At 72.6% G+C, this 24,842-nt stretch carries 25 protein-coding genes and 1 tRNA gene; 12 read left to right on the top strand and 14 right to left on the bottom strand.

Features of this window, described 5'->3' with window-relative positions; genetic code table 11:
- Window positions 1-97 precede the first annotated feature (97 nt).
- Both amt and KA711_06435 read right to left on the bottom strand, forming a co-directional pair.
- On the bottom strand, window positions 98-1,564 hold the full coding sequence (gene amt, locus KA711_06440; protein ID MCM0608624.1) for an ammonium transporter: 1,467 nt from the start codon (window positions 1,562-1,564) through the stop codon (window positions 98-100).
- A 98-nt stretch (window positions 1,565-1,662) separates the two neighbouring features.
- On the bottom strand, window positions 1,663-2,001 hold the full coding sequence (locus KA711_06435; GenBank protein MCM0608623.1) for a P-II family nitrogen regulator: 339 nt from the start codon (window positions 1,999-2,001) through the stop codon (window positions 1,663-1,665).
- Between the two features lie 305 nt (window positions 2,002-2,306).
- On the opposite strand from KA711_06435, the gene KA711_06430 reads away from it, so the two are divergent.
- A complete protein-coding gene (locus tag KA711_06430) occupies window positions 2,307-3,836 on the top strand; it encodes a YifB family Mg chelatase-like AAA ATPase (protein MCM0608622.1) in 1,530 nt (509 codons plus the stop codon).
- A gap of 52 nt (window positions 3,837-3,888) precedes the next feature.
- Here KA711_06430 and KA711_06425 read toward each other — a convergent pair whose 3' ends face one another.
- The 3 genes from KA711_06425 to KA711_06415 form a co-directional block, all read right to left on the bottom strand.
- Window positions 3,889-5,985, bottom strand: a complete 2,097-nt coding sequence (locus KA711_06425; protein ID MCM0608621.1) for a primosomal protein N' — start codon at window positions 5,983-5,985, stop codon at window positions 3,889-3,891.
- Between the two features lie 364 nt (window positions 5,986-6,349).
- Complete coding sequence (locus KA711_06420; protein ID MCM0608620.1) at window positions 6,350-7,438, bottom strand: uroporphyrinogen decarboxylase; 1,089 nt, start codon at window positions 7,436-7,438, stop codon at window positions 6,350-6,352.
- 42 nt (window positions 7,439-7,480) lie between these two features.
- A complete protein-coding gene (locus KA711_06415) occupies window positions 7,481-8,230 on the bottom strand; it encodes a hypothetical protein (GenBank protein ID MCM0608619.1) in 750 nt (249 codons plus the stop codon).
- 117 nt (window positions 8,231-8,347) lie between these two features.
- Here KA711_06415 and KA711_06410 point away from each other — a divergent pair, with 117 nt between their 5' ends.
- From KA711_06410 to KA711_06400, 3 genes are read left to right on the top strand one after another with little or no spacing between them, the layout of a single operon-like run.
- Window positions 8,348-8,995, top strand: a complete 648-nt coding sequence (locus tag KA711_06410) for a LemA family protein (GenBank protein ID MCM0608618.1) — start codon at window positions 8,348-8,350, stop codon at window positions 8,993-8,995.
- 25 nt (window positions 8,996-9,020) lie between these two features.
- Window positions 9,021-9,938 carry a TPM domain-containing protein gene (locus KA711_06405; GenBank protein ID MCM0608617.1) on the top strand — a complete coding sequence of 306 codons (918 nt, stop codon included), beginning with the start codon at window positions 9,021-9,023 and terminating at the stop codon, window positions 9,936-9,938.
- Between the two features lie 11 nt (window positions 9,939-9,949).
- Window positions 9,950-10,456, top strand: coding sequence for a TPM domain-containing protein (locus KA711_06400; protein MCM0608616.1), 507 nt, complete (start codon window positions 9,950-9,952; stop codon window positions 10,454-10,456).
- A gap of 17 nt (window positions 10,457-10,473) precedes the next feature.
- Here the strand turns inward: KA711_06400 and KA711_06395 are convergent, their stop codons facing one another.
- A complete protein-coding gene (locus KA711_06395; protein ID MCM0608615.1) occupies window positions 10,474-11,475 on the bottom strand; it encodes an XdhC family protein in 1,002 nt (333 codons plus the stop codon).
- Window positions 11,476-11,618: 143 nt separating this feature from the next.
- Between KA711_06395 and purU the strand changes: the two genes are divergently transcribed.
- Genes purU through KA711_06375 form a run of 4 tightly spaced genes read left to right on the top strand, consistent with a single transcriptional unit; the run spans window position 11,619 to window position 14,536 of the window.
- Window positions 11,619-12,503: a formyltetrahydrofolate deformylase gene (gene purU / locus KA711_06390; GenBank protein ID MCM0608614.1), complete on the top strand. Its 885-nt coding sequence runs from the start codon at window positions 11,619-11,621 to the stop codon at window positions 12,501-12,503.
- 21 nt (window positions 12,504-12,524) lie between these two features.
- Window positions 12,525-12,977: a nuclear transport factor 2 family protein gene (locus tag KA711_06385; protein MCM0608613.1), complete on the top strand. Its 453-nt coding sequence runs from the start codon at window positions 12,525-12,527 to the stop codon at window positions 12,975-12,977.
- Complete coding sequence (locus KA711_06380; protein ID MCM0608612.1) at window positions 12,977-13,954, top strand: alpha/beta fold hydrolase; 978 nt, start codon at window positions 12,977-12,979, stop codon at window positions 13,952-13,954. Before KA711_06385 ends, KA711_06380 begins: the two co-directional genes overlap by 1 nt.
- Window positions 13,955-13,978: 24 nt before the next feature.
- On the top strand, window positions 13,979-14,536 hold the full coding sequence (locus KA711_06375) for a DUF2946 family protein (protein ID MCM0608611.1): 558 nt from the start codon (window positions 13,979-13,981) through the stop codon (window positions 14,534-14,536).
- A gap of 19 nt (window positions 14,537-14,555) precedes the next feature.
- Here the strand turns inward: KA711_06375 and KA711_06370 are convergent, their stop codons facing one another.
- Window positions 14,556-15,113 carry a c-type cytochrome gene (locus tag KA711_06370; protein ID MCM0608610.1) on the bottom strand — a complete coding sequence of 186 codons (558 nt, stop codon included), beginning with the start codon at window positions 15,111-15,113 and terminating at the stop codon, window positions 14,556-14,558.
- A 166-nt stretch (window positions 15,114-15,279) separates the two neighbouring features.
- Between KA711_06370 and KA711_06365 the strand changes: the two genes are divergently transcribed.
- Window positions 15,280-15,354: transfer RNA gene (locus KA711_06365), tRNA-Arg, on the top strand.
- A gap of 175 nt (window positions 15,355-15,529) precedes the next feature.
- Here KA711_06365 and KA711_06360 read toward each other — a convergent pair.
- The 3 genes from KA711_06360 to KA711_06350 all read right to left on the bottom strand — a co-directional run bounded on the left by KA711_06360 (window position 15,530) and on the right by KA711_06350 (window position 16,468).
- Window positions 15,530-15,925 (bottom strand): type II toxin-antitoxin system VapC family toxin, encoded by a 396-nt coding sequence (locus KA711_06360; protein ID MCM0608609.1) that lies wholly within the window; start codon window positions 15,923-15,925, stop codon window positions 15,530-15,532.
- Complete coding sequence (locus KA711_06355; GenBank protein ID MCM0608608.1) at window positions 15,922-16,158, bottom strand: Arc family DNA-binding protein; 237 nt, start codon at window positions 16,156-16,158, stop codon at window positions 15,922-15,924. Before KA711_06355 ends, KA711_06360 begins: the two co-directional genes overlap by 4 nt.
- Before the next feature lie 73 nt (window positions 16,159-16,231).
- Complete coding sequence (locus KA711_06350) at window positions 16,232-16,468, bottom strand: hypothetical protein (GenBank protein ID MCM0608607.1); 237 nt, start codon at window positions 16,466-16,468, stop codon at window positions 16,232-16,234.
- A 139-nt stretch (window positions 16,469-16,607) separates the two neighbouring features.
- On the opposite strand from KA711_06350, the gene KA711_06345 reads away from it, so the two are divergent.
- Window positions 16,608-17,306, top strand: a complete 699-nt coding sequence (locus KA711_06345) for a septal ring lytic transglycosylase RlpA family protein (protein MCM0608606.1) — start codon at window positions 16,608-16,610, stop codon at window positions 17,304-17,306.
- Window positions 17,307-17,404: 98 nt separating this feature from the next.
- Here KA711_06345 and KA711_06340 read toward each other — a convergent pair whose 3' ends face one another.
- From KA711_06340 to phoU, 3 genes are all read right to left on the bottom strand, one after another.
- A complete protein-coding gene (locus tag KA711_06340; GenBank protein ID MCM0608605.1) occupies window positions 17,405-18,190 on the bottom strand; it encodes an SDR family oxidoreductase in 786 nt (261 codons plus the stop codon).
- Window positions 18,191-18,290: 100 nt separating this feature from the next.
- Complete coding sequence (gene phoB, locus KA711_06335; protein MCM0608604.1) at window positions 18,291-19,001, bottom strand: phosphate regulon transcriptional regulator PhoB; 711 nt, start codon at window positions 18,999-19,001, stop codon at window positions 18,291-18,293.
- Window positions 19,002-19,015: 14 nt separating this feature from the next.
- Window positions 19,016-19,723 carry a phosphate signaling complex protein PhoU gene (phoU, locus tag KA711_06330; protein ID MCM0608603.1) on the bottom strand — a complete coding sequence of 236 codons (708 nt, stop codon included), beginning with the start codon at window positions 19,721-19,723 and terminating at the stop codon, window positions 19,016-19,018.
- Between the two features lie 205 nt (window positions 19,724-19,928).
- Between phoU and KA711_06325 the strand changes: the two genes are divergently transcribed.
- Window positions 19,929-21,821, top strand: a complete 1,893-nt coding sequence (locus tag KA711_06325; protein ID MCM0608602.1) for a PhoX family phosphatase — start codon at window positions 19,929-19,931, stop codon at window positions 21,819-21,821.
- Between the two features lie 115 nt (window positions 21,822-21,936).
- Window positions 21,937-23,784, top strand: a complete 1,848-nt coding sequence (locus KA711_06320; protein MCM0608601.1) for a PhoX family phosphatase — start codon at window positions 21,937-21,939, stop codon at window positions 23,782-23,784.
- A gap of 43 nt (window positions 23,785-23,827) precedes the next feature.
- Here the strand turns inward: KA711_06320 and KA711_06315 are convergent, their stop codons facing one another.
- Complete coding sequence (locus KA711_06315) at window positions 23,828-24,778, bottom strand: diguanylate cyclase (protein MCM0608600.1); 951 nt, start codon at window positions 24,776-24,778, stop codon at window positions 23,828-23,830.
- Window positions 24,779-24,842 lie beyond the last annotated feature (64 nt).

Here is a 24,842-nt window from a genome sequence, read left to right as displayed (position 1 = left end):
GTCCAGAGGGCTGCCCAGATGGACAAACGGGGCCTCGTGCGCAGCACGGGCCCCGTCTCTTTGCACCGGCGCGCTCAGCGCGCCGGCTCGCGGCAGATCACTTGTTGTAGGCGGTCTCGCCGTGGCTGGCGATGTCCAGGCCTTCGCGCTCTTCGTCTTCAGCCACCCGCAGTCCGATCGTCAGGTCGACGATCTTGAAGGCCACAAACGCCACGACGCCCGAGAGGATGATGGTGTAGATCACGCCCTGCAGCTGGATCCAGACCTGGCTGCCGATGCCGCCGAAGCCGCCGCAGGTGTTGGCCACGTAGTCGCAGATGCCGGTGCCGCCCAGGGCCGGGCTGGCGAACACGCCGGTCAGCAGCGCGCCCACGATGCCGCCCACACCGTGCACGCCGAACACGTCGAGCGAGTCGTCCGCGCCCAGCATCTTCTTGAGGCCGTTGACGCCCCACAGGCACACCAGACCGGAGATCAGGCCGATGGCCAGCGCGCCACCCACGCCCACAAAGCCGCAGGCCGGGGTGATGGCCACGAGACCGGCCACCGCACCCGAGGCGGCACCCAGCATCGAGGCCTTGCCGCGCATCAGCGCTTCACCGGCGATCCAGGCCAGCGTGGCGGCGGCCGTCGCCACCACGGTGTTGATGAAGGCCAGCGCAGCGATGCCGTTGGCTTCGAGGTTGGAGCCGGCGTTGAAGCCGAACCAGCCCACCCACAGCAGCGAGGCGCCGATCATCGTCAGCGGCAGGCTGTGCGGCGCCATGGCTTCCTTGCCGTAGCCCACGCGCTTGCCCACCACGTAGGCGCCCACCAGGCCGGCGATGGCGGCGTTGATGTGCACCACGGTGCCGCCGGCAAAGTCGAGCGCGCCCTTGGCCCACAGCGCACCGGCGTTGGCCGTCACGGTGGCCAGGCTGGCGGCGTCGGTGATGGCATCCGGGCCGTCCCAGTACCAGACCATGTGCGCGATCGGCAGGTAGGCGAAGGTGAACCAGATCACCGAGAACAGCAGCACGGCCGAGAACTTCATGCGCTCGGCAAAGGCCCCGACGACCAGCGCCGTGGTGATGGCCGCAAAGGTGCCCTGGAAGGCCACGAAGGTGAGCTCGGGGATGTAGACGCCCTTGCTGAAAGTGGCCGCGATCGACTCGGGCGTGACGCCGCTCAGGAACATCTTGCTCAGGCCGCCGATGTAGGGGTTGCTCGCCGTGAAGGCCAGCGTGTAGCCGTACACGACCCACAGCACCGAGATCAGCGCAAAGACGCAGAACACCTGCATCAGCACGCTGAGCACGTTCTTGCTGCGCACGAGGCCGCCGTAGAACAGCGCCAGGCCAGGAATCGTCATCAGGATGACGAGCACGGTGGCGATGGTCATGAAGGCGGTGTCGCCCTTGTTGGGCACTGGCGTGACCGCAGCCGGCGCGGCGGCGGCGGACGCGGCCTCGGCCGGGGCAGACGCGGCGGCCGGCGCGGAAGCCGCTGCCGAGGCGGCGTCGGCCACGGCGGAGGCCGCCACGGCCGGCGCGGAAGCCGCCTGCGCGAAGGCCGTGCCGCTCATCAGCAGGCCGGCAAAGACCAGCAGCACGCCGGCCAGGAAGGTGGTGAGGAGTTTCTTCATGTCGTCTTCTTTCGGAAGGCTCAGGCTCGGCGCGCGCATCACAGGGCGTCCTTGCCGGTTTCGCCGGTGCGGATGCGCACCACCTGCTCCAGCGCGGTGACGAAGATCTTCCCGTCGCCGATCTTGCCCGTGCGGGCCGAGCTCTCGATGGCTTCGATCACGCGCTCGACGATGCTCTCGTCGACGGCGGCCTCGATCTTCACCTTGGGCAGGAAGTCGACGACGTACTCGGCGCCACGGTACAGCTCCGTGTGGCCCTTCTGTCGGCCGAAGCCCTTGACCTCGGTCACCGTGATTCCCTGAACGCCGATGCCGCTCAGGGCTTCACGCACTTCGTCAAGCTTGAAGGGCTTGACGATGGCAGTCACCATCTTCATTGCGCGGACTCCTCAAGTCGCAAACCAGAAAAAGAGATCCCAACGAACAGGGCGTGGGCCCACGGCGTGGCGAACGACGAACTCCCCTGCCTCCCACGGCCGATCAAGCCCAGGTTTGCAAGGCCTGTGCCATGCGCCGCTCGCGGCGGCGCCGGCCTGCGTTCGGGCTGCGCGGGCCAGGGGCCCGTCCGCTGTCCCCTTCAGGGGTGCACCCGCACCAATCCCTCGGCCGGGTGCACCCGCGTGGTGCGTCGCACGGCGATGGTGCATGGGCAGCATCGTCGGCCCTGAGCGAGGGAGAGGTCATGTCACTGGCGGTGGTGCGCAGTCGGGCGCTGGACGGCTTGAACGCGCCGCCCGTGCAGGTGGAAGTCCAGCTGGCCAATGGCCTGCCCAGCTTCACGCTGGTGGGTCTGGCCGACACGGAAGTGAAGGAGTCGCGCGAGCGCGTGCGCGCGGCGCTGCAGGCCAGCGGCTTTGCCTTCCCGCACAACAAGCGCATCACCGTCAACCTGGCGCCGGCCGAGTTGCCCAAGGAGAGTGGTCGCTTCGACCTGCCCATCGCCTTGGGCGTGCTGGCGGCGGCCGGTCAGCTCGATGGGGCGCGGCTGGATGCCGCCGAGTGGGCCGGCGAGCTGTCGCTGGCCGGCGAGCTGCGCCCGGTGCGAGGCGCACTGGCGCTGGCCCTGGCCCTGGAGGCCGACGCGCCGAGCCGCATGCTGGTTCTTCCTGACGTGAGCGCTAGCTCAGCTGCCAGGGTACGTGCGCTCGATGTGCGTTCCGCCAGCTCACTGGCCCAGGTGGTGGCCTCGCTGGTGCCGGGCGAGAGCGCAACCCCACTGCCGCGGGCGCTGCCGGCTGTGCCGGCCGCACCCCAGCCGAGGCCGGACCTGCGCGACGTCAAGGGCCAGGCGGCCGCCAAGCGGGCGCTGGAGGTCGCCGCCGCCGGCGGCCACAGCCTGCTCATGGTGGGCCCGCCGGGCAGCGGCAAGTCGATGCTGGCCGAGCGCCTGGCCGGCCTCCTGCCCCCCCTGGACGAAGCCGACGCGCTGGCCGCCGCCGCGGTGGCCGGGCTGCGGACCACCACCGACGAGGCCACGGCCGGCAGCGGCCAGCGCCCGGTGCGCGCCCCGCACCACACGGCCAGCGCGCCGGCGCTGGTGGGAGGGGGCTCGCCGCCCCGGCCGGGCGAGATCTCCCTGGCCCACGGCGGCGTGCTGTTCCTCGACGAGACCCCGGAGTTCCCACGTGCGGCGCTGGAGGCGCTGCGCGAACCGCTGGAGACGGGCATGGTGACGATCTCGCGCGCCGCGCGGCAGGCGCGCTTTCCGGCGCGTTTCCAGCTCGTGGCCGCGATGAACCCCTGCCCCTGCGGCTGGCTCGGCAGCGGCCGCCGTGTCGGCCGCGCGTGCCGCTGCACACCCGAGCAAGTGGCGCGCTACCAGGGGCGGCTGTCGGGCCCGCTGCTCGACCGCATCGACCTGCAGGTGGAGGTGCTCGCCGCCAGCCCCGAAGAGCTGATGGCGGCGCCGGCCGGCGAGCCCTCGGCGGCAGTGGCTGCACGCGTGGCCGCGGCCTGGCAGCGCCAGCAGGCCCGGCAGGGCGAGGCCAACGCCAGGTTGGGCGCCGCGCGCATCGACGCCCTGTGCCCGCTCGACGAGCCCGCCGCCCGCTTCGTCCAGCAGGCGGCGGCGCGCCTGGGCTGGAGCGGCCGGCGTCTGCACCGTTGCCTGAAGGTGGGGCGCACCATCGCCGACCTGGCGGGTGCCGACCGCATTGGCCTCGTGCACGTGGCCGAGGCGCTGCAGCTGCAACGGGTGTTGTCGGGCGGCTGAGGGCTGGAGGGCTGTCCCCGGGCCGGGCTGGGCGCTGCCAGCCTGCGGGCGCTCAGATCGCCACCGGGTCGACGTCCACCGCCCAGCGCAGGAGGCCCTTGTGCCGGGGCCTGAGTGCGTCCAGCCGCGGCAGCCAGGCCGCGAGCAGGCGCTGCAGCGCGCTGCGCGACGGCGACTCCAGCAGCAGCTGCATGCGCTCGACATCGGCCACCTTGGCCACCGGCGGCGGCACGGGGCGGTAGACGCGCACCGCCTCGGCCAGGCCGAGCGCCGAGGCCTCGGCCTCGGCCTCGGCCGCGCCCTCGGCCAGGAAGGCTTGCGCCGCCGCGGCCGTCTTCGCGTCGGCGCGGATGAGCGCCAGCGCCGCGAACGGCGGCAGCCCGGCGGCCTCGCGATCCCGAAGCTGCTGCAGCGCGAAGCGCCCGTAGTCGTGCGCCACCAGCGCGGCATACAACGGGTGGCCCGGGTTCCAGGTCTGCACCCACATCTCGGCGGCGGCAGACTGCGCGGCATCGCGCCCGGCGCGGCCGGCAGCCTGCATCAGCAAGGCGAACAGCCGTTCGGGGGCGCGGAAGTCGCTGCTGAACAGGCCCGTGTCGGGGTTGACGGCCGCCACCAGCGTGACGCGGCGGAAATCGTGGCCCTTGGCCACCATCTGCGTACCCACCAGCACGTCGATCTCGCCGGCATGCACGGCGGCGAGCTGCTGCTCCAGGCTGCCGGCGCCGCGGGTGGTGTCGGCGTCGACGCGCGCCACACGCGCCGCCGGCAGCAGCGCGCCGATCTGCTCGGCCAATTTCTCGGTGCCGCGCCCGATGGGCGCGATGTCGAGGTTGCCGCAGTCGGGGCAGGCGTGCGGCACGCGCTCGGTGTAGCCGCAGTGGTGGCAGCGCAGCGTGCGGTCGCCCTTGTGGAACACGCGCCAGGCGCTGCAGTGCGGGCAGCCGCTCTTCCAGCCGCAGGCGCCGCACTGCAGCACCGGCGCGTAGCCGCGGCGATTGAGCAGCAGCAGGCTCTGCTCGCCCCGCGCGATGCGCCGCTCGATGGCGTCCTGCAGGGCCGGGGCCAGCACGCGCTCGGCGCCGGCCACCTTGGGCAGCCGGCCCATGTCGAGCAGCCGCACCTGGGGCATCGCGCCGCCGCCAATGCGCGTGGCCAGCGGCACGCGCCGGTAGCGGCCCTGCTGCACGCGGTGCCAGGTTTCGATCGACGGCGTGGCCGAGCCCAGCAACACCGGCACGCCGGCCTGGTGGGCGCGCCAGACGGCGAGGTCGCGCGCCGAGTAGCGGGCACCCTCCTGCTGCTTGAACGAGGCGTCGTGCTCCTCGTCGACGACGATCAGGCCCAGCCGTGGCAGCGGCGCGAACACCGCCAGCCGCGTGCCGAGCACGAGGTCGGCCAGGCCCAGGTGGGCCTGCAGCCAGTGGCGCAGCCGCTGCGCGGGCGTGAGGCCGCTGTGCAGGCTGCACAGCACGCGCCCCGGAAACCGCGCCGCAAAGCGCGCCTCGAGCTGGGGCGTGAGGTTGATCTCGGGCACCAGCACCAGCGCCTGCCGGCCGGCGGCCAGCGCCTCGGCGGCCGCGTGCAGATAGACCTCGGTCTTGCCGCTGCCGGTGACGCCATGCAACAGGAGGGGGCGCAGGTCGAGCCGCGCGCGCGCCTCGGCCACGGCCTGGAGCGCGAGGCGCTGCTCGGCGGCCAGCTCGGGCGCCACGCCGGCTGCGGATGCGCCTGCTGCCGGCGCCGTGCCGCCTTCGGCGGCCACTGACGCGCCAACGCGGCCGCGCAGGCGCCCGATGCGCCGCGCCAGCGCCGCACTGTCCATCTTGCGCAGCTCCGGCGGCAGCACCGCCATCGCCAGCTCGCCGACGCTGCGCTGGTAGTAGGCCGCGGCAAAGTCCACCAGCGCCCGCCACTCTGCGGGCAGCGGCGGCAGCGCATCGAAGACTTCGAGCACCTCGCGCAGCTCATTGCCCTCGGGGACCGGCTGCGGCGCCGTGTCCCACACCAGGCCCGGGACCTCGCGCCGTGCCAGTGGCACCCGCAGCAGGGTTCCGGGCGCGAGCGCACGCTCACTCCGGTAGCTCAGGCAGGGCGCCAGCGCCACATGGCGCGGCGTCTCCAACGCCACGGCGATGATCCCGCTCACGCCGCCGCGCGGCCCCGCCGCTGTTCAGGCATTGCCACAGATAAGTGCTCCAAGTTCATGATTTCAAGGCACTTTCCGACTTGCACCCGGTTTCTGTGGATAACTTTGTGCGAAACCTGCGCCCAGCCGCGCCAAGTGCTTGATTCTGCGGGCTGTGGGGCTGCTTGCCTCAATTCAGGGCAGGCTCAGGATTCCATATGAATCAAGGATTTGCTACGTAGTCCGGTGATTTTCTGCGGTGCGCGGCGGCCTCCGGCCTTGCGGTGCACCGCAGCATCGAAACTGGGGATAAGTCAAGCCCTGAGCGCTCACTCACCCCTTGACAAGCCCACCGTCTTTGCCCCTGCCGCCAAGGCGGCGGGCTTCAGCGCCGCAGCGTGCGCGAGTGGCGGTGCAGCGCCTCGACCAGCGCCGTCACGTGCTCGGGCGGCGTGTGCTGGCTGATGCCGTGGCCGAGGTTGAAGATGTGGCCGTCCCAGCTGCCGTCGGGCCGCTGCGGCGGGCCGAAGCTGTCGAGCACGGCCATGCCCTCGCGCGCCACGGCCTCCGGCGGGGCGAACAGCACGGCCGGGTCGAGGTTGCCCTGCAGCGCCACGCGGCTGCCGACGCGGGCGCGGGCGGCGCCGAGGTTCACCGTCCAGTCCAGGCCGACAACGTCGGCGCCGCAGGCCGCAATCTCGTCGAGCCAGGGCCCGCCCCCCTTGGTGAACACGATCACCGGGATGCGCTGGCCCTCGTGCTCGCGCTTCAGCCCTGCGACGACGCGGCGCGTGTACTCGAGGCTGAAGCGCTGGAACACGCCGTCGGCGAGCACGCCGCCCCAGCTGTCGAACACCATCACGGCCTGCGCGCCGGCCTCGATCTGCGCGTTGAGGTAGGCCGTGACGGCCTGCGCGTTGACATCGAGGATGCGGTGCATCAGGTCGGGCCGGCCGTAGAGCATGCTCTTGACGAGCCGGTAGTCGTCGCTGCCGCCACCTTCGACCATGTAGCAGGCCAGCGTCCAGGGGCTGCCCGAGAAGCCGATCAGCGGCACCCGGCCCTTCAGCGCATGGCGGATGCTGGTGACGGCGTCGAACACGTAGCGCAGGCGGTCGAGGTCGGGCACGGCCAGCGCCGCCACCGCGGCCTCGTCGCGCACCGGATGCGCGAACTTCGGGCCCTCGCCGGCCCCGAAGCTCAGGCCCAGGCCCATGGCATCGGGCACGGTCAGGATGTCCGAGAAAAGGATGGCGGCGTCCAGCGCGTAGCGATCCAGCGGCTGCAGCGTCACCTCGGTGGCGTACTGCACGTTGGTGGCCAGCCCCATGAAGCTGTTGCCGGCCTTCACGCGGGTGGCGCGGTACTCGGGCAGGTAGCGGCCGGCCTGGCGCATCAGCCAGATCGGCGTGTGGGCGGTGGGTTGGCGCAGGCAGGCGCGCAGGAAGGTGTCGTTGATGAGGGTCGGCCACATGCGGGGCATTATCACCAGCGCCCTGACGGCGCCGGGCCGGGTTCACTCGGGGCGCTGGCGCTGTTCGATGTCCTGCACCCACTGCCACAGCGTCTCGGGCGATACCACGCGGGTGCCCGGCGGGCTGGCCGGCAGCGCCATCAGGAGCTCGACCACGCAGCGCGCCAGCGCAGCCGGACGCAGCGCCTGCAGGCGCGTGGGCACCATCCAGCGCAGCTGCTGCAGCCACAGCTGCGCCACGCGGTCCAGCCCTCGCAGGGGCCGCGCCGAGCCGTCGGCGCGCGCCGCGCGCAGGATCACCAGGTGCTCGAAGCCCAGCGCCGCCAGCGCCACCTCGTCCACCGAGGCCAGCCCCGCCGCCAGTGCCTGCGGCAGCAGGGCGGGCGCGTGCGGCATCAGCACCACCAGCCGGCGCGTGCCGCGGGCGTGCAGGGCCTGCGCCAGCGGCAGCAGCTGCTCGGGGCCGGGCATCGCGAAGGCGTCGTCGCGGCCGTTGCTGCGGCGTTCGCGGTCAAAGACGACGACGGCGGCGTCGAAGGCCGGGCCCTGGCCTGCATGCAGCGCAGCCAGCGTGAGCGGCAGCAAGCCGCGCAGCGTGCTGGCCAGGGGCGCCGCCACCAGCGCCGCAACCTGGCGAAAGCGGCCGGCCACCAGCGCCTCGGCCAGCACGGCCGAGCCGAGTGCGCCGCCGGCACCGATCACCACCAGCGCCAGCCGCGGCGCCAGCGCGTCGGCCCCGGGCGCGGCTTCATGGCGCGCGCCCCGCAGCGCCTGCTGCAGCGCATCTCCCACGGCCACCCCCTGATCACGTGTCCTTGAAAACCGATTCTCGCGCCCCCATGTCAGGCCGTTGTGGGCGGCATCGCGCCGCCCGTCGATGCGGGCCACCGGCCCGCCAGGAGCCTCTCCATGACCCCAAGCGCCTCGATCCGATCCCGCGCCCTGCGGCTGGCCGCCGTGCTCGGGCTGGCCACCGCGCTGGCCGGCTGCGGCTACAACGACTTCCAGCGCCTCGACGAAGAAGCCAAGGCCGGCTGGAGCGAGGTGCTCAACCAGTACCAGCGGCGCGCCGACCTCATCCCCAACATCGTCGCCACCGTCAAGGGCGAGGCCAACTTCGAGCAGGAGACGCTCACCAAGGTGGTGGAGGCGCGCGCCAAGGCCACCAGCATCCAGGTGACGCCCGAGACGCTGAACGACCCCCAGGCCTTCCAGCGCTTCCAGGCCGCGCAGGGCGAGTTGGGCAGCGCGCTGAGCCGGCTGATGATGGTGACCGAGAACTACCCCAACCTGAAGGCCAACCAGGGCTTCCAGGACCTGCGCGTGCAGCTCGAAGGCACCGAGAACCGCATCACCGTGGCACGCAACCGCTACATCAAGGCGGTGCAGGCCTACAACGTGCTCACGCGCAGCTTTCCCAGCAACCTGACGGCGATGGTCTTCAGCTACGAGGTCAAGCCCAGCTTCGCGGTGCAGAACGAGGCCGCGATCAGCGCGCCGCCGGCCGTGAGCTTTGACAAGCCCGCGGCGCCGGCTGCACCGGCGGCGTCGCGCTGACGCGGCCGCGGCGGGCACGGCCGTGATGCGCCACTGGCGCTCCCTGCTGCTGGCGGTGTGGGCGCTGGCGGCCCTGCTGGGCGGCGGCGGGCTGCACGCGCAAGACGTGCAGCCGGTGCCGGCCCTGACGGCCCGCGTCATCGACACCACCGGCACGCTGGCGGCGGCCGAGCGCGAGGCGCTGGAGCAGCGCCTGGCCACCTTTGAGGCCCAGGCCGGCCCGCAGATCGTGCTGCTGATGGTGGCCACCACCGCGCCCGAGGACATCGCAGCCTACGCGCAGCGCGTGGCCGACACCTGGAAGATCGGTCGCCGTGAGGTGGGCGACGGCGTGCTCGTGGTGGTGGCGCGCGACGACCGCCGCGTGCGCATCGAGGTGGCCAAGGCCCTGGAAGGCGCCATCCCCGACTTGGCCGCGCGCCAGATCATCGACCGCACCCTGCGCGCCCCGTTCCGCGAGGGCCGCTATGGCGACGGGCTGATGGCGGCGGTGGCGCAGCTCGAGGCGCGCATCCGCGGCGAGAACCTGCCCGCACCCGACCCCGGGCACGACACCCGCGGCGACCGCGCGGGGGACAGCGACCCGGACCTCGAAGGCCTGGCGGTGTTTTTCTTCATTGCCGTGGCCGTGGCCGGGCAGGTGCTCACGGCCCTCTTCGGGCGCAAGCTGGGCGCGCTGCTGGCGGCCGGCGTGGCCGGGGGCCTGGGCTGGTGGATCACGGCCAGCGTGCTGATTGCCATCGGTGCCGCCGTGGCCGCGCTGGTGCTCGTGGGCATCGTGGGCGTCGGCGCGGTGGCGCGGCGCCTGGGCCGCGGCAGCCGCAGCCTGCCGCACATCGGCGGCTGGGGCGGCGGCAGCTGGGGCGGTGGCGGTGGCGGTGGCGGCTTCTCGTCGGGCGGCGGCGGCGACTTCGGCGGCGGTGGCGCCTCCGGCGACTGGTAGGGACGGACAAGATGAACCGCTGGCTGCGCATCCTCAAGCACCGCTGGACCGACGAGACCGACGCCGCGCGCGCGCTCGGCCCCGAGGCGCTGCAGCGCCTGGAGCAGCGCGTGGCGACGAGCGAGCGCCGCCACAGCGGCGAGATCCGCCTGTGTGTGGAGGCCGGGCTGCCGCTGTCCTACCTGTGGCGCGGCGCCACGGCGCGGGAGCGCGCCGTCACGGTGTTCGGCAAGCTGCGCGTGTGGGACACCGAGCACAACAACGGCGTGCTGATCTACCTGCTGCTGGCCGAGCACGCCATCGAGGTGGTGGCCGACCGCGGCCTGGCGCGTGCCGTGCCGCCCGAGACCTGGCAGCAGCTGGTGGGCGGCATGCGCCAAGCCTTCCGCGGCGGGCGCTTCGAGGACGGCCTGGCGCAGGCCGTGGACCGGGTGGACGCCCTGCTCGTGGCGCACTTCCCGCTGGCCGCGGGGCAGGCCAACCCGAACGAGCTGCCGGACGCGGCGGACCTGCGCTGAGCCCCGGGCCCGCGGGGTCAGGCCGTGCGGCAGGCCGTGTCGGACGCCGCCCAGTCCGCGAGCGGGCCGGCCAGGTCGATGCCGCGGCGCAGCGCCGTCATCTCGGCGACGATGCTCATCGCGATCTCCGGCGGTGTCAGCCCGCCGAGGTTCAGGCCCACCGGGCCGCGCAGGCGCGCCACTTCGGCGCGGCTCACGTCGAAGTCGAGCAGGCGCAGGCGCCGGTTGTCGTTGTTGCGCCGCGAGCCGAGGGCACCGACGTAGAAGGCCGGCGTCTTGAGCGCCTCCATCAGCGCCAGGTCGTCGAGCTTGGGGTCGTGCGTCACGGCCACCACGGCGCTCATGGCGTCGAGGTTCATCGCGATCACCAGGTCGTCGGGCATCTGGCGCGACAGCGTCACGCCCTCCAGGCCGTCCCAGCCTTCGTGGTACTCCTCGCGCGGGTCGCAGACCGTCACGCGGTAGTCGAGCATGCCGGCGAAGCCCGCGAGATAACGGCTGAGCTGGCCGCCACCGATGATGAGCAGGCGCAGGCGCGGGCCGTGGACCGTCTCGAGCGCCTTGCCGTCGAAGCGGACTTCGTCGCCCTCGGTGTTGGGCGCGAGCGTGACCAGACCCGTGGCGAGCTCGAGCCGCCGGCGCACGACGCGGTGCTCCTGGATGGCCGCCAGCAGCTCGCGCAGCCGGCTGCCGGCGTTGAGAGGCTCCAGCACGATCTGCACCGTGCCGCCGCAGGGCAGGCCGAAACGCTGCGCCTCCTCGGCGCTGGCGCCGTAGGTGGTGGCCTGCGGCAGGCGCAGTGCCAGCTCGCCGCGCTGGATGCGGCCGATCAGGTCGTCCTCGATGCAGCCGCCCGAGACGGAGCCGGCCACCTGACCGTCGTCGCGGATGATCATCAGGCTGCCCGGCGGGCGCGGACTCGAGCCCCAGGTGCGCACCACGGTGCCGAGCACGACACGATGGCCCCGGTTCATCCAGTCCATCGCGGTGCGGACCACGTCCACGTCCATGCTGTTCATCGGGCACCCCGGCTCGGCTGCCGCCCTGTTTGGGCGAGGCCGGCAGGATGCCACAGCCGCGGCGGCCCGGCGGTCGGTGCCGTCGACGCGGCCCTGGGCGCCCGGACGAGCGGCATCCAGGCCAAAACCTAGAATCCGCGCCCATGAGCCTGGACCACCAGTTTGTGCTGACGATGACCTGCCCCGACGCCAAGGGCATCGTGCACGCGGTCTCCGGGCTGCTGTACCAGGCCGGCTGCAACATCGTCGACTCGCAGCAGTTCGGCGATCTCGACGGCGAGGACGCCACGGGCCTGTTCTTCATGCGCGTGCACTTCCAAGCACCGCCGCAGCTGGCCAGCCAGGCCACGCTGCAGGGCCTGTTCGCCCACACGGTGCAGCAGTTCGGCATGACGGCTCGGTTCCATGCCCTGGCGGCCCGGCCGCGCGTGCTGCTGATGGTGAGCCAGCACGGCCACTGCCTGAACGACCTGCTGTTCCGCTGGAAAAGCGGCTCGCTGGCCGCCGACATTCCGGCCATCCTGAGCAACCACGAGACCCACCGCGCGCTGGCCGAGAGCTATGGCATCCCCTTCCACCACCTGCCGCTGAAGGCCGGCAGCGGCGCCGAAGCAAAGCGCGCGCAGGAGCGCGGGCTCGAGGCGCTGGTGGCGCGCGAGAAGATCGACCTCGTCGTGCTCGCGCGCTACATGCAGATCCTGAGCCCGGAGCTGTGCACGGCGCTGGCCGGTCGTGCCATCAACATCCACCACAGCTTCCTGCCCAGCTTCAAGGGCGCGCGGCCCTACTTCCAGGCGCACGCCCGCGGCGTCAAGCTCATCGGCGCCACGGCGCACTACGTGACGGCCGACCTGGACGAAGGCCCGATCATCGAGCAGGACGTGCAGCGGGTGGACCACGCGATGTCGGCCGAGGACTACACCGCCGCCGGCCGCGACATCGAGTGCATGGTGCTGGCGCGCGCCGTGCGCTGGCACCTGGAGCACCGTGTGCTCGTCAACGGCCGCAAGTGCGTGGTCTTGCGCTGAGCGTGTGAGAGGCCGACACCCATGCCGCGCCCGCCCGCCGCCGCCCTGCACACCAGCCCCGACGACGTCGAGGCGCAGTTCTACGAGGCGCTGCAGCGCGGCGACATCGAGGCGCTGATGGCGCTGTGGGCCGACGACGACGAGATCGTCTGCGTGCACCCTGGCGGCGGGGGGCGGCTGGTGGGGCCGGCGGCCATCCGCGCCAGCTTCGAGGCCATCTTCGCGAACGGCGGCATCCCGGTGGCGCCGCAGCAGGTGCACCGGCTGCAGCAGATCGGCGCCTCGGTGCACCACCTGGTCGAGCGCATCGAGATCCTCACGCCCGAGGGTCGGCAGGTCGGCTGGGGGGTGGCCACCAACGTGTACCTCAAGTCGCCCCGGGGCTGGCGGATCGTGGCCCACCACGCCAGCCCCGCCGAGCCGCAGGTGCCGGCCGTGCCGGTGGTGCACGACGCGTCCACCACGCTGCACTGATGGCGGTGGCCTTCGACTACCGGCCGCCGGCCTGGCTGCCCGGCGGCAACGCGCAGACGATCTGGGCCGCGCTGCACGCCCGCCGCTTCGACGGCGAGCCGCCGCGCTTCGTGCGCGAGCGCTGGGCCACGCCCGACGGCGACTTCATCGACGTCGACCACCTGCCCGGCTCGGCCGCGGCGCCACTCCGCCTGGTGCTGTTCCACGGCCTCGAAGGCAGCAGCGCCAGCCAGTACGCACAGGCCTTCGCGGCCGTGGCGCGCGCGCGCGGCTGGGCCTGCAGCGTGCCGCACTTCCGCGGCTGCAGCGGCGAGCTCAACCCCGCGCCGCGCGCCTACCACTCGGGCGACTACGAGGAGATCGGCTGGATCCTGCAGCGCCTGCGCGCCTCGGGCCCGCAGCCGCTGCTGGCGGTGGGCATCTCGCTGGGCGGCAACGCGCTGCTGCGCTGGGCGCAGGAGGCCGGCGAGGGCGCCGCCGCCACGGCCGCCGCGGTGGCCGCGGTGTGCTCGCCGATCGACCTGGCCTCGGCCGGCCGCGCCATCGACCGCGGCTTCAACCGGCTCGTCTACGCGCGCATGTTCCTGTCGACCATGATCCCCAAGGCGCTGAAGAAGTGGCAGCAGCACCCGGGCCTGTTCGACCGCGAGCGCGTGGCGGCGGCGCGCACGATCTTTGCGTTCGACGACGCCTTCACCGCGCCACTGCACGGCTTTGCCGGCACGGCCGACTACTGGGCGCGGGCCTCGGCGGCGCCGCACCTGGCACGGCTGCGCATCCCGGCGCTGGTGCTCAACGCCGGCAACGACCCCTTCGTGCCGGCGCACGAGCTGCCCGGGCCGCAGCAGGCCGGGCGCTTCGTCACCTTCTGGCGGCCGGCCGGCGGCGGGCACGTGGGCTTCCCGCACGGCGGCTTTCCGGGGCGCGTGCAGCAGATGCCCTCGGCGGTGGCGGGCTGGCTCGCCGCCCACGCCTGAGCATTTGGCAGCGGGCATCGGCGCATGGACGAGATCGTCAAGGCGGCGCTGAAGAAGTGGCCCAACGTGCCGCACTGCCACGGCTGGCTGGCGCTGGACACGCGCGGCGAGTGGTGCATGCGCGATGAGCGCGTGCAGCGCGCCGGGCCCTTCCCGGCCGTCAAGGGCAGCCGCATCACGCACGAGAAGCTGCGCGAGTTCATCCACCGCAACTACGCCGCCGACGAGCACGGCGCCTGGTTCTTCCAGAACGGCCCGCAGCGCGTGTACGTGCAGCTCGAGGCCGCGCCTTACGTGTGGCGCGTGCACGATGCGCCGGGCTTTCCGCTCACGGCCCACACGGGGCAAGCCGCGGGTGCGCTGCACCAGGCCTGGCTCGACGAACACGGCCGCCTGTTCGCCCACACCGCGCTGGGCTTCGGGCTCGTGCACACGGCCGACATGGAGGTGGCCGCGCGCGCGGTGGAGGCGGCGCAGCAAGAAGGCGCCGGGCAAAAGGAAACGGGCGCCTGGGCGCCCGCCGAACTGCCGTTTGCGCAGATGCCTGCGCGCTTCGGCTACCGCTTGCTGCCGCAGGCCTGACCGGGCCGGCGCAGGGTGCTTACTTCGAGGCCGCGGCGGCCGGCGCCGGCACGGCCGGTTCGGGCAGGTTGCCGCCCGCCTTGTTGGCCAGGTAGACGACGGCACGGCCGATCTCGAGATCGCTGTACTCGCCGCCGCCCTGCGCGGCCATCGCGCCCTTGCCCTTGAGCGCCGAGTTCAGCAGCGCCTCGTAACCGGTCTTGAGGCGCGGCGCCCAGGCGGCGGCGTCGCCGGTCTTGGGCGCGCCGGCGGCGCCGGCGGCGTGGCAGGCCGTGCAGGCCAGCTGGTAGACCTGCTCGCCCGTGCGCAGCACGGCGGGGGCCGAGGCATCGCGGATCTCCACCGAGCCCACGCGCTGGATGCGCTTGGCCACCGCCTCTTCGGCCAGGGCATTGGTGCCGGCCGCCGGCTTGGCGCCGAAGTCGACATAGTTGACGAGCAGGATGATCACCACCACCGGCACCACGAAGGACGCGACCACGGTCGCGATCAGCTGCTTCGGGGTGCGGATCGGGCCCTCGTGGGGGCCGTCGTGGGACTCACCCTGGGAATGGGGCGCGGAGTGCTGCTCGCTCATCGTGGTGCCGTGATGCTGCTCGGGTGCTGCGGGCGGCGCGGGCCCAGCGGGCCCGGGGGCCCACACAGGGGCTGCGCCGGACAAAACCGGTCGATTATAGAAGCCGGCCCCACGCCCACCGGACACCCCGCCACCGCGGGCTAGAATCGCCGGCTCAGCCGCGCTGGCGACCGTGGTGAAATGGATATCATGCAGCCCTCCGAAGGCTGCGTTGCAGGTTCGATCCCTGCCGGTCGCGCCAGGACGTGTGGGGTGGCTGTAGGCCAACCACTGTGAAGTTGCCCATGACGTGGCGCAACGCACTGTGATGCGCAACTCTGGCCCTGGCGCCCACGCGGGCGGCGCCGGGAGTGCAGCTTTGCGCATGTTTATCTGGCGTTGCCTTGGCTCGAACTACAAGGGCTTCCCTTTCTTCGTTAGGCATCAGGAAGCAAGACCGTGCGCCGCGGGAACGCTCTCGCGAGCTTCCCGTCCTTCGTCACCATCTTCACGTCCAAAAACTCTGCGAGCGCGATGTACTCGCAGTCGTAGGCTGAGCACTTGCTCTCCGCACACAGCCGCAGGACGTGGGTCGTCTCTACTTCGTACTCCTCGGCTCCAACCAACTCCTCGGCCTTCTGGAACACAACAGACGCGTCGGTCATGTTCATCTGACCGGCCTTCAAATAGTTCGCCAGGACATTGCGTAGTTCACTGCGCCAGAGCCTTGGCACCACCCAGACCGAGTCCTCCTCAAGCTGTCGCTCAGCGGCCTGGGTGTACTTGCCCGGCATCAGCAGGTACGCCAGCACGTTGACGTCAACAACGATCACGCCCTGCCCTCACGCTTCGCCGCGTCAATCACTTCATGATCGAAGGCATCCCTGGTAAGCCGAGCTCTCGCCGTTCGGACGGCTGCAAGTTGCTCCGCAGCAGAGCGCCGGGGAAGCACTTGCGCCTCAAGCCGCGCGATGATTTCGCTGTTCAGGCTGCGGTGGTTCACCGTCGCAGAGGTCTTCAAGCGCTCGTACACCTCATCGGGCACGCCCTTGAGAGTCAGGTTCATAGGCATCTCAACAACCTTGCTGGCCGGCCAAAACCATTATGGTACCAATTTGGTACCTGCGCACCGATGCCTCTCAAGAAACTCCTTCCAAGTAGCTGATTCGCTTGTGTTTTTTCGGCGTCGTGCGGTCGGCGCCAGACCCATGCCTAGGCTCTGAGCGGCGCTGCAGGTGATGGATGACCCGCTGCCGGTAGCGCTCTTTGCAGTACCGCTGACCTTGGTCGACGCACTCCTGTCCCTGGGTCATCAGCGCGTAGAACCGGCGCGCCAACTTGTGGGCCGCAGCCGTGACCGCCTTGCCTTTGTCCATGCGGCCGCACGCCGCCCCAACGGCTTCACCCCAGACCAAATCCGGTCACCGGCTTGCGGGCCCGTGGCTACACTCGGTGCGCCGCGAGGCGGGCGGGGGTTTTCGGCGGCCTGGCTTGCGCAGCGCACCGTGACCGCCCATGAGCCTGCGTTCCCTTCCTGCCCTGTTCTGCCTGACCCGACCGCGCACTGCCGGCCCCGGCCCCGGCGGCCAAGGCCAACCGGCCCCGCCCCGCGCCAGCGCCACGAGCCTGCGCCCTCGTCCGGCCACCACGCGCACCACGGCCACGCTGGGCCTCATCGCGCTGCTGGCAGGTTGCGCATCCACCCCGCCGCCCGGCGAGCGCGACGGGCCGCCGCTCAAGGTGCCGGCCGACCTGCACCGCACGCCCGACGCGCAACCGCGCGTCGAGCCCATCCGCGCGGGCGGCCCCAACAAGCCGTATGAGGCGCTGGGCCGCCGTTACGTGCCCTTCACCGATGACCGCCCGCTGGTGGAGCACGGCCTGGCCAGCTGGTACGGCCGCAAGTTCCACGGCCGGCCCACCAGCAACGGCGAGCCCTACGACATGTTCGCGATGACGGCGGCGCACAAGACCATGCCCATCCCGAGCTATGCGCGCGTGCGCAACCCGGCCAACGGCCACGAGATCATCGTGCGCGTCAACGACCGCGGGCCCTTCGTCGACGGGCGCATCATCGACCTCAGCTACGTGGCGGCGCTTCGGCTGGGTGTGCTCAACAACGTGGCACCGGTGCAGGTGCGGCGGCTGACGACCGAAGAGATCCGCTCGCTGCAGGGCAGCGCCGAGCGCGCACGCGCGCTGCTCGATCCCTAGGCGCGGGGGCGGCAGAAATCCAGCCCCGCGCTCCTAGGAGCGGGGGCCGCACCGGCGCAGGGCTGGATGTCTGCCGGCCACGCTGCCCGCCCCGCTCATCAGCGCCCTCCGGTCACGTCCAGCAGCGCCCCGGTGGTGTAGCCCGCCGCGTCCGAAAGCAGCCACAGCACGGCCTCGGCGATCTCGTCGGCCGTGCCCGGGCGCTGCATCGGGATCTGCGGCGCCAGGGCGCGGGCGCGGTCGGGCTGGCCGCCGCTGGCGTGGATCTCGGTGTCGGTGATGCCGGGGCGCACGGCGTTCACGCGCACGCCCTCGGCGGCCACCTCGCGGCTCAGGCCCACGGTGAAGACGTCGATGGCGCCCTTGGCGGCGGCGTAGTCCACGTACTGGCCGGCCGAGCCGAGCTTGCTGGCCACGGAGCCGATGTTGACGATGGCGCCGCCGCGCCCGCCATGGCGTGTGCTCATGCGGCGCACGGCCTCGCGCGCGCACGAGAAGCTGCCGAACACGTTGACGGCGAACATGCGCTGCACGCGCGCGGCCGAGTACTCGTCGACGCGCTGCGCCACGTCGACGATGCCGGCGTTGTTGACCAGCCCGTCAAGCCCGCCCCAGGCGGCGTCGAGCGCGGCGAACATGGCCACCACCGCGGCGTCGTCGGCCACGTCGGCCGGCAGCAGCAGGGCCTGGGCACCTTCGGCGCGCACCTCTGCGGCGGTGCGCTCCGCGGCCGCGGCGTCGCGCGCGTAGTTGAGGGCCAGGTCCCAGCCACGCCGCGCCGCCATCAGCGCCACGGCGCGGCCGATGCCGCGCCCGGCGCCCGTGACGAGCAGGCGGCGCCGAGGGCCGCGGTCGGGGGTGGAGGGGGTGTTTGCCGATGCCATGCGTGCATCGTAGCGCGTGCGCCGCCGGCCCGTGGTGGAGCAGCCCACCCCGGCACCAGCAGGCGCCCGCCGTGCCCACGGCACGGCGGCTGTGCGGTGCTCAGGCCGCCGAGGCGCCCAGCACCGCCCCCGGCCGCGCCAGCCGGTAGCCGGCGCCCCGCACCGTCTCGATCATCGCGGCGCAGTCCACCGCCGTCAGGGCCTCGCGCAGGCGCTTGATGTGCACGTCGACCGTGCGCTCTTCGATGAAGACATGGTCGCCCCAGACGCGGTCGAGCAGCTGCGCGCGGGTGTGCACGCGCTCGGGGTGCGACAGCAGAAAGCGCAGCAGGCGGAACTCGGTGGGGCCCAGGTGCACCGGCACGCCGTCGGCCGAGGCGCGCATGGTGGTCGGGTCCAGCGAGAGGCGCCCCACCTGCACGGCCACGTCGGTGCTCTCGGGCGCCTTGCGGCGCAGCACCGCGCGGATGCGCGCCAGCAGTTCGGCGTTGCTGAAGGGCTTGGCGAGGTAGTCGTCGGCGCCCGCATCCAGGCCCTGCACCAGGTCGGCCTCCTGGCTGCGCGCGGTGAGCATGACGATCGGCAGGTTGCGCGTGCGCGTGTCGGCACGCCAGCGACGGGCCAGCGCCACACCGCTCTCGCCGGGCAGCATCCAGTCCAGCACCACCAGATCGGGCAGCGCGGCGCGCACCACGGTGTCGGCGTCGGCGCAGGTACCGACACACTGCGTCTCGTAGCCGCTGTGGCGCAGGTTCAGCGCCACCAGTTCGGCGATGGCGGGTTCGTCTTCGACGATCAGGATGCGGGGCATGGCGGCCTTCACTTTCAGTTCACGAGCGCCTCGACACCGCCCAGCGGCGTGTGCCGCACGTCGGTGCCCTTGACGCAATAGATCACCTGCTCGGCCAGGTTCTTGGCGTGGTCGCCCACGCGCTCCAGCGCCTTGGCGGCGAACACGAGGTCGATGCCGCTGGAAATGGTGCGCGGGTCGTCGCCCATCAGCGCCACCAGCGCACGCAGCAGCTGCTCGAAGCCGGCGTCGAGCAGCTCGTCGCTGCGCAGCACGGCCAGCGCGAGCTCGACGTCCTGGCGCGCAAAGGCATCGAGTGCCTGGCGAAGTTGCTGCAGTGCCAGCTGCCCCGTGGCGGCGATGGCCTTCAGCGGCTCGCGCAGCGGGCCGTGCACGCCGTGGCTCAACAGCCGGTGCGCCACGCGCGCCACGCGTGAGGCCTCGTCGCCAATGCGTTCGAGGTCGCGCACCATCTTCGACACCGCGATCAGGAGCCGCAGGTCACGCGCGGCAGGCTGCTGGCGCGCCACCAGGGCCCACAACTCGCGCTCCAGGTCCACCTCGCTGGCGTTGAGGCGGTGCTCCAGCTCCAGCACCTGGCTCGCGGTCTCGCCGCTGGCGCGCGTGACGGCGTACAGCGCCTGCGACAGCTGCGCTTCCGCGAGACCGCCCATCGCCAGCAGCTGGGCGCTCAGGTGGCCGAGCTCGGCATCGAGCGGCGCGCGGTTGGAGGAATCGCTCATCGCGGGCCGGGGCCGCAGGCCTCGGCAGGAATCGGAATGCAGACCATGGTGCGACGGTTCCGTGACACGCCGGTGACGCCCCGCCCCCGCAACTCCGGGGTTCATCGTTTTGTCACCGGGCGTTTGCACGCTGGCGGGTTTGTTGCCGCATCCCAGCCCCCCTCAAATCCAGGAGCACCCCGCCGTGGCCAAGGACTTCAGCACGATGGAAGACAGCAACCGCTCGGCCAACCCGGGCATCCACGAGGTCTCCGACCCCGCGCGCCGCCGCGTGCTCGGCGGCGGCCTGGCCGGCGCGGTGACGGCGCTGTTGGCGCCGCTGGCCGCGCCCGTGCAGGCTCAGGGTCGGGGCTCGCCGCTGCTGGGCTTCCAGTCGGTGCCGGTGTCCGTCGCCGACACCGTGACGGTGCCCCCGGGCTACCGCGTGCAGGTGATCGCCGCCTGGGGCGAGGCGGTGGGCCTGTCGGGCGAGAACCCGGCCTTCCGCTTCGACGGCGGCAACAGCGCCGCAGAGCAGGAGGCGCAGCTGGGCACCCACCACGACGGCATCCACTTCTACCGCCACCCGCTGACACCCGACAACCCCGCCACCGGCCTGCTGGTGATGAACCACGAGTACGCCGACGACGGCCTGCTGCACCCCGACGGCATGGCCGCCTGGAACGCGGCCAAGGTGCGCAAGGCGCAGGCGGCGCACGGTGTCAGCGTGATCGAGGTCGAGCGCAAGGACGGCCGCTGGGACATCGTGCGCCCCAGCCCCTGGGCGCGGCGCATCACGGCCAGCACGCCGATCGCCGTCGGCGGCCCGGCCGCCGGCCACCGGCTGCTGCAGACCGCGGCCGATCCTTCGGGCCGCCGCGTGCTGGGCACGCTCAACAACTGCGGCAGCGGCATCACGCCCTGGGGCACCTACCTCACCTGCGAGGAGAACTTCATCTTCTACTTCCGGGGCCCGCAGCAGCCCAGCGTGCACGAGGCGCGCTGGGGACTGCGCCCGGGCGATCCCGTGGGCTACCGCTGGCACGAGCACGACGAGCGCTTCGACGCCGGCAAGCACCCGAACGAGCCGCACCGCTTCGGCTGGATCGTCGAGATCGACCCGACCGACGCCAGCAGCACGCCCGTCAAGCGCACGGCGCTGGGCCGCGCCGCGCACGAGGGCGCGACGGTGGCCGTCACCAAGGACGGCCGCGCCGTGGTCTACAGCGGCGAGGACGCGCGCTTCGAGTACATCTACAAGTTCGTCAGCCGCGACCGCATCAAGCCCGGTGGTGCCAAGGCCAACCGCGAGTTGCTCGACCACGGCACGCTGTACGTGGCGCGCTTTGACGCCGACGGCAGCGGCCGCTGGCTGCCCCTGCGCCACGGCGAGGGCTTCCTGATCCCGCAGATGGGTTTTGCCGACCAGGGCGAGGTGCTGATCAAGGCGCGCCAGGCCTCGGACGCTTTGGGCGGCACGAAGATGGACCGCCCGGAGTGGATCGACATCGACAAGGACGGCTGGGTCTACTGCACGCTCACCAACAACAGCAACCGCGGGCCCGGCACCTACGACACCGACGCCGCCAACCCGCGCGAGAACAACACCATGGGCCACATCATCCGCTGGAAGGAGCGGGGCGACTTCGACGGCGAGCGCTTCGAGTGGAACCACTTCGTGCTCGCGGGCGACCCCGCGCAAGGGCGCGCCGAGGCCCGCGGCAATGTGCGCGGCGACGCCTTCGCCTGCCCCGACGGCCTGTGGACCGATGCGCGCGGCGTGCTGTGGATCCAGACCGACATGTCCACCAGCGCCATGGGCCGCGGCGACCTGGCCAATCTGGGCAACAACGCCATGCTGGCGGCCGACCCGAAATCGGGCGAGATCCGCCGCTTCCTCACCGGCCCGGCGGGCTGCGAGATCACCGGGGCCACGATGAGCCCCGACGGCCGCTCGATGTTCGTCAACATCCAGCACCCGGGCGAAAGCCCCAGCGAGCGCAGCGATCCGGCCAACCCGCGCCGCTTCAGCAACTGGCCCGACCAGCGGCCGGACGGCCGGCCGCGCAGCGCCACCGTCGTCATCACCAAGGCCGACGGCGGGCTGGTGGGCACCTGAGCGGCCCTGCCCGGGCCCTGACGCGGGCCGGGGGCATGGCGGCGGCGGAGAATGCGGCGCCGCCGCCCTGACCGACCCGCCACCCGTGACCACCGACGCGCCGCTCCACCGCCGCCTGCCCCTCGACGCCGACCGCCGCGTGCTGCTGCGCGGCGGCCTGGCCGGTGCGCTCGCCCCGCTGCTGGCCGGCTGCGCCGCCACGTCGGCGCGCGCACCGACGCTGGGCTTCGCGTCGGTGCCGCCTTCCAGCACCGACGGGCTGGTGGTGGCCGAGGGCTACACCGCCACGCCGATGCTGGCCTGGGGCGAGCCGGTGGGCATCGCCGGGGTGCCGATGCCGGCCTGGCGCGACGATGCCGGCAACCCGGCCTCCGAGCAGGCGCTGCAGCTGGGCATGCACCACGACGGCATGCAGTACTTCCCGCTGGAAGGCAGCGGCCGCGGCCTGCTGGTGATGAACCACGAGTACGTCGACGACGGGCTGCTGCACACCACCGGCACCGCCGACTGGAGCGCCGAGAAGGTGGCCAAGAGCCAGGCCGCGCACGGCATCTCGGTGGTCGAGGTCGTGCTGAACGGCGGTGCCTGGCAGCCGGTGCGCCCGTCGCCGCGCGCACGCCGCATCACCGCGGCGACGCCGTTCGCCGTCGGCGGCCCGGCGGCCGGCCACGCGCTGATGCGCACCGCGGCCGACCCCACGGGCACCCGCGTGCTCGGCACCTTCGCCAACTGCGCCGCCGGCATGACGCCCTGGGGCACCTACCTCGCGGGCGAGGAGAACTTCCAGGACTACTTCGTCACCGCCGACACGCCCACGCGCCACGAGCAGCGTTGGGGCCTGAGCCGGCGCAGCGTGTACCAGTGGGCCGCGCACGACAGCCGCTTCGACACCGTGCGCCACCCCAACGAGCCCCACCGCTTCGGCTGGGTGGTGGAGATCGACCCCTCCGACCCCGCGAGCACGCCCGTCAAGCGCACGGCCCTGGGCCGCGCGGTGCACGAGGGCGCGTGGGTGGCGGTCACGCAGGACGGCCGCGCCGTCGTCTACAGCGGCGAAGACGCGGCCTTCGAGTGCATCTACAAGTTCGTCAGCCGCGACCGCATCCAGCCGGGTGGCCGGGATGTCAGCGCGGCGCGGGCCAACCGCGCGCTGCTCGACCACGGCACGCTGTACGTGGCGCGCTTCGACGCGGGCGGCCGCGGCCGCTGGCTGCCGCTGGTGCACGGCCAGGGCCCGCTGAGCGCCGCCAACGGCTTCGCCGACCAGGGCGAGGTGCTCATCAAGGCGCGCCAGGCCGCCGACGCGCTGGGCGCGACGATGATGGACCGCCCCGAGTGGCTGGCCATCGACACCACCAGCCGCTGGGTCTACTGCACGCTCACCAACAACACGCAGCGCGGCCCCGGCAGCCGGGCCGATGTCGACGCCGCCAACCCGCGCGCCAACAACACCATGGGCCAGATCATCCGCTGGCGCGAAGACGGGGACTTCGACGGCCTCGCTTTCGAGTGGAACCACCTGGCGCTGGCCGGCGACCCCGCCAACGAGCGCGCCGAGGCGCGCGGGAACATCGTCGGCGACGCCTACGCCAACCCCGACACCATCGCCTTCGACCCGCGCGGCGTGCTGTGGATCGGCAGCGACATCGGCAGCTCGGTGCTGGGCCGCGGCGAACACTCGCGCCTGGGCCACAACGCGCTGCTGGCCTGCGACGTGAGCACCGGCACGACGCGGCGCTTTCTCGTCGGCCCGGCGAACTGCGAGCTCACCGGCCTGTGCTTCACGCCCGACGGGCGCACGATGTTCGTCAACGTGCAGCACCCGGGCGAGGCACCGCGCGGACGCAACGACCCCGCCAACCCGCGGCGCTACAGCAACTGGCCCGACTTCCGGCCCACCGGGCGGCCGCGCAGCGCCACCGTGGTGGTGCGGCGGCGCGACGGCGGCGTGATCGGCGCCTGAGCGCTGGTGGCCAGGGTCTGAGGAGTGCGCCCTCGCGGGCGCCTCAGGCGGCTTCGATGCGGTTGCGGCCGCCGGCCTTGGCGCGATACAGCGCCTCGTCGGCCCGCTGCAGCAGATCGACCCAATCGTGCGGCGGCGGCACCGCCAGGCCGATGCTGACGCTGATCGGCAGCGTCGCGGGCCAGCGGGCGCTGTGCACGCGCTCGCGCAGGCGCTCGCAAACCTCGGTCGCGGCGCCCAGCGTCATGCTCGGCAGCACGACCACGAACTCCTCGCCGCCGTAGCGCGCCAGCACGTCGGATGCGCGCATGTTGTCGCGCAGCAGCTGCGCCAGCTGCACCAGCACCTGGTCGCCGGTCAGGTGGCCCTGGCGGTCGTTCACCAGCTTGAAGTGGTCGATGTCGAGCACGGCGAGCGCCAGCGGTGCGCCCTCGGCCAGCGCGCGCGGCAGCAGCTCGGCGACACGGCGCTCGAGATGGCGGCGGTTGCCCAGGCCGGTGAGCGCGTCGCGCTCGGCCGCGGCGGCGAACTCGGCGGCGCGCTGGCGCTGGCGCGCGGCGTCGGCATGGGCGGCGTCGGCCTCGGTGCGGGTGACGAAGAGCTGCGACTGCGAACGCAGCTGCCCGATGGAGCGCTTGCGATCCAGCCGCTCGGCCTGCTCCAGGTGGTGCAGCGCCTCGCCGGAGCGACCCAGCGCACGGCAGGCCCGGTAGGCGGTGTCGTGGGCGCGTATCAGCGTCTGCTGCGGCGCCTGCTCGCCCATCTCCGCGATCAGCGCCAGCACCTGGTCGCGCGCCACACCTGCCTGCCCCGTGGCCAGCAGCCAGTCGGCGTGCGAAGCGGTGATGCGCCAGGCGTGGGCGCGCAGCCCGCGCGCGTGCGCCAGCGCCAAAGCGGACTCGAGCAGCGGGCGCGCGGCCTGCGTCTCGCCCTGCATGAGCCGCAGCTCGCCCAGGTTGCCGGGCACGGCCACGTCGTAGGAGTCGCCGCGCACCTGCTGCAGCAGGGCCTGCGCGCGTTCGCCCTCGCGCCGGTGTGGGCGCCGGCTTGAATTTGTC

Origin of the sequence: Ideonella sp. WA131b (genome assembly GCA_023657425.1) — a bacterium.
Taxonomy (GTDB): domain Bacteria; phylum Pseudomonadota; class Gammaproteobacteria; order Burkholderiales; family Burkholderiaceae_C; genus Rubrivivax.
This window is presented reverse-complemented; position numbering and strand designations above follow the sequence as displayed.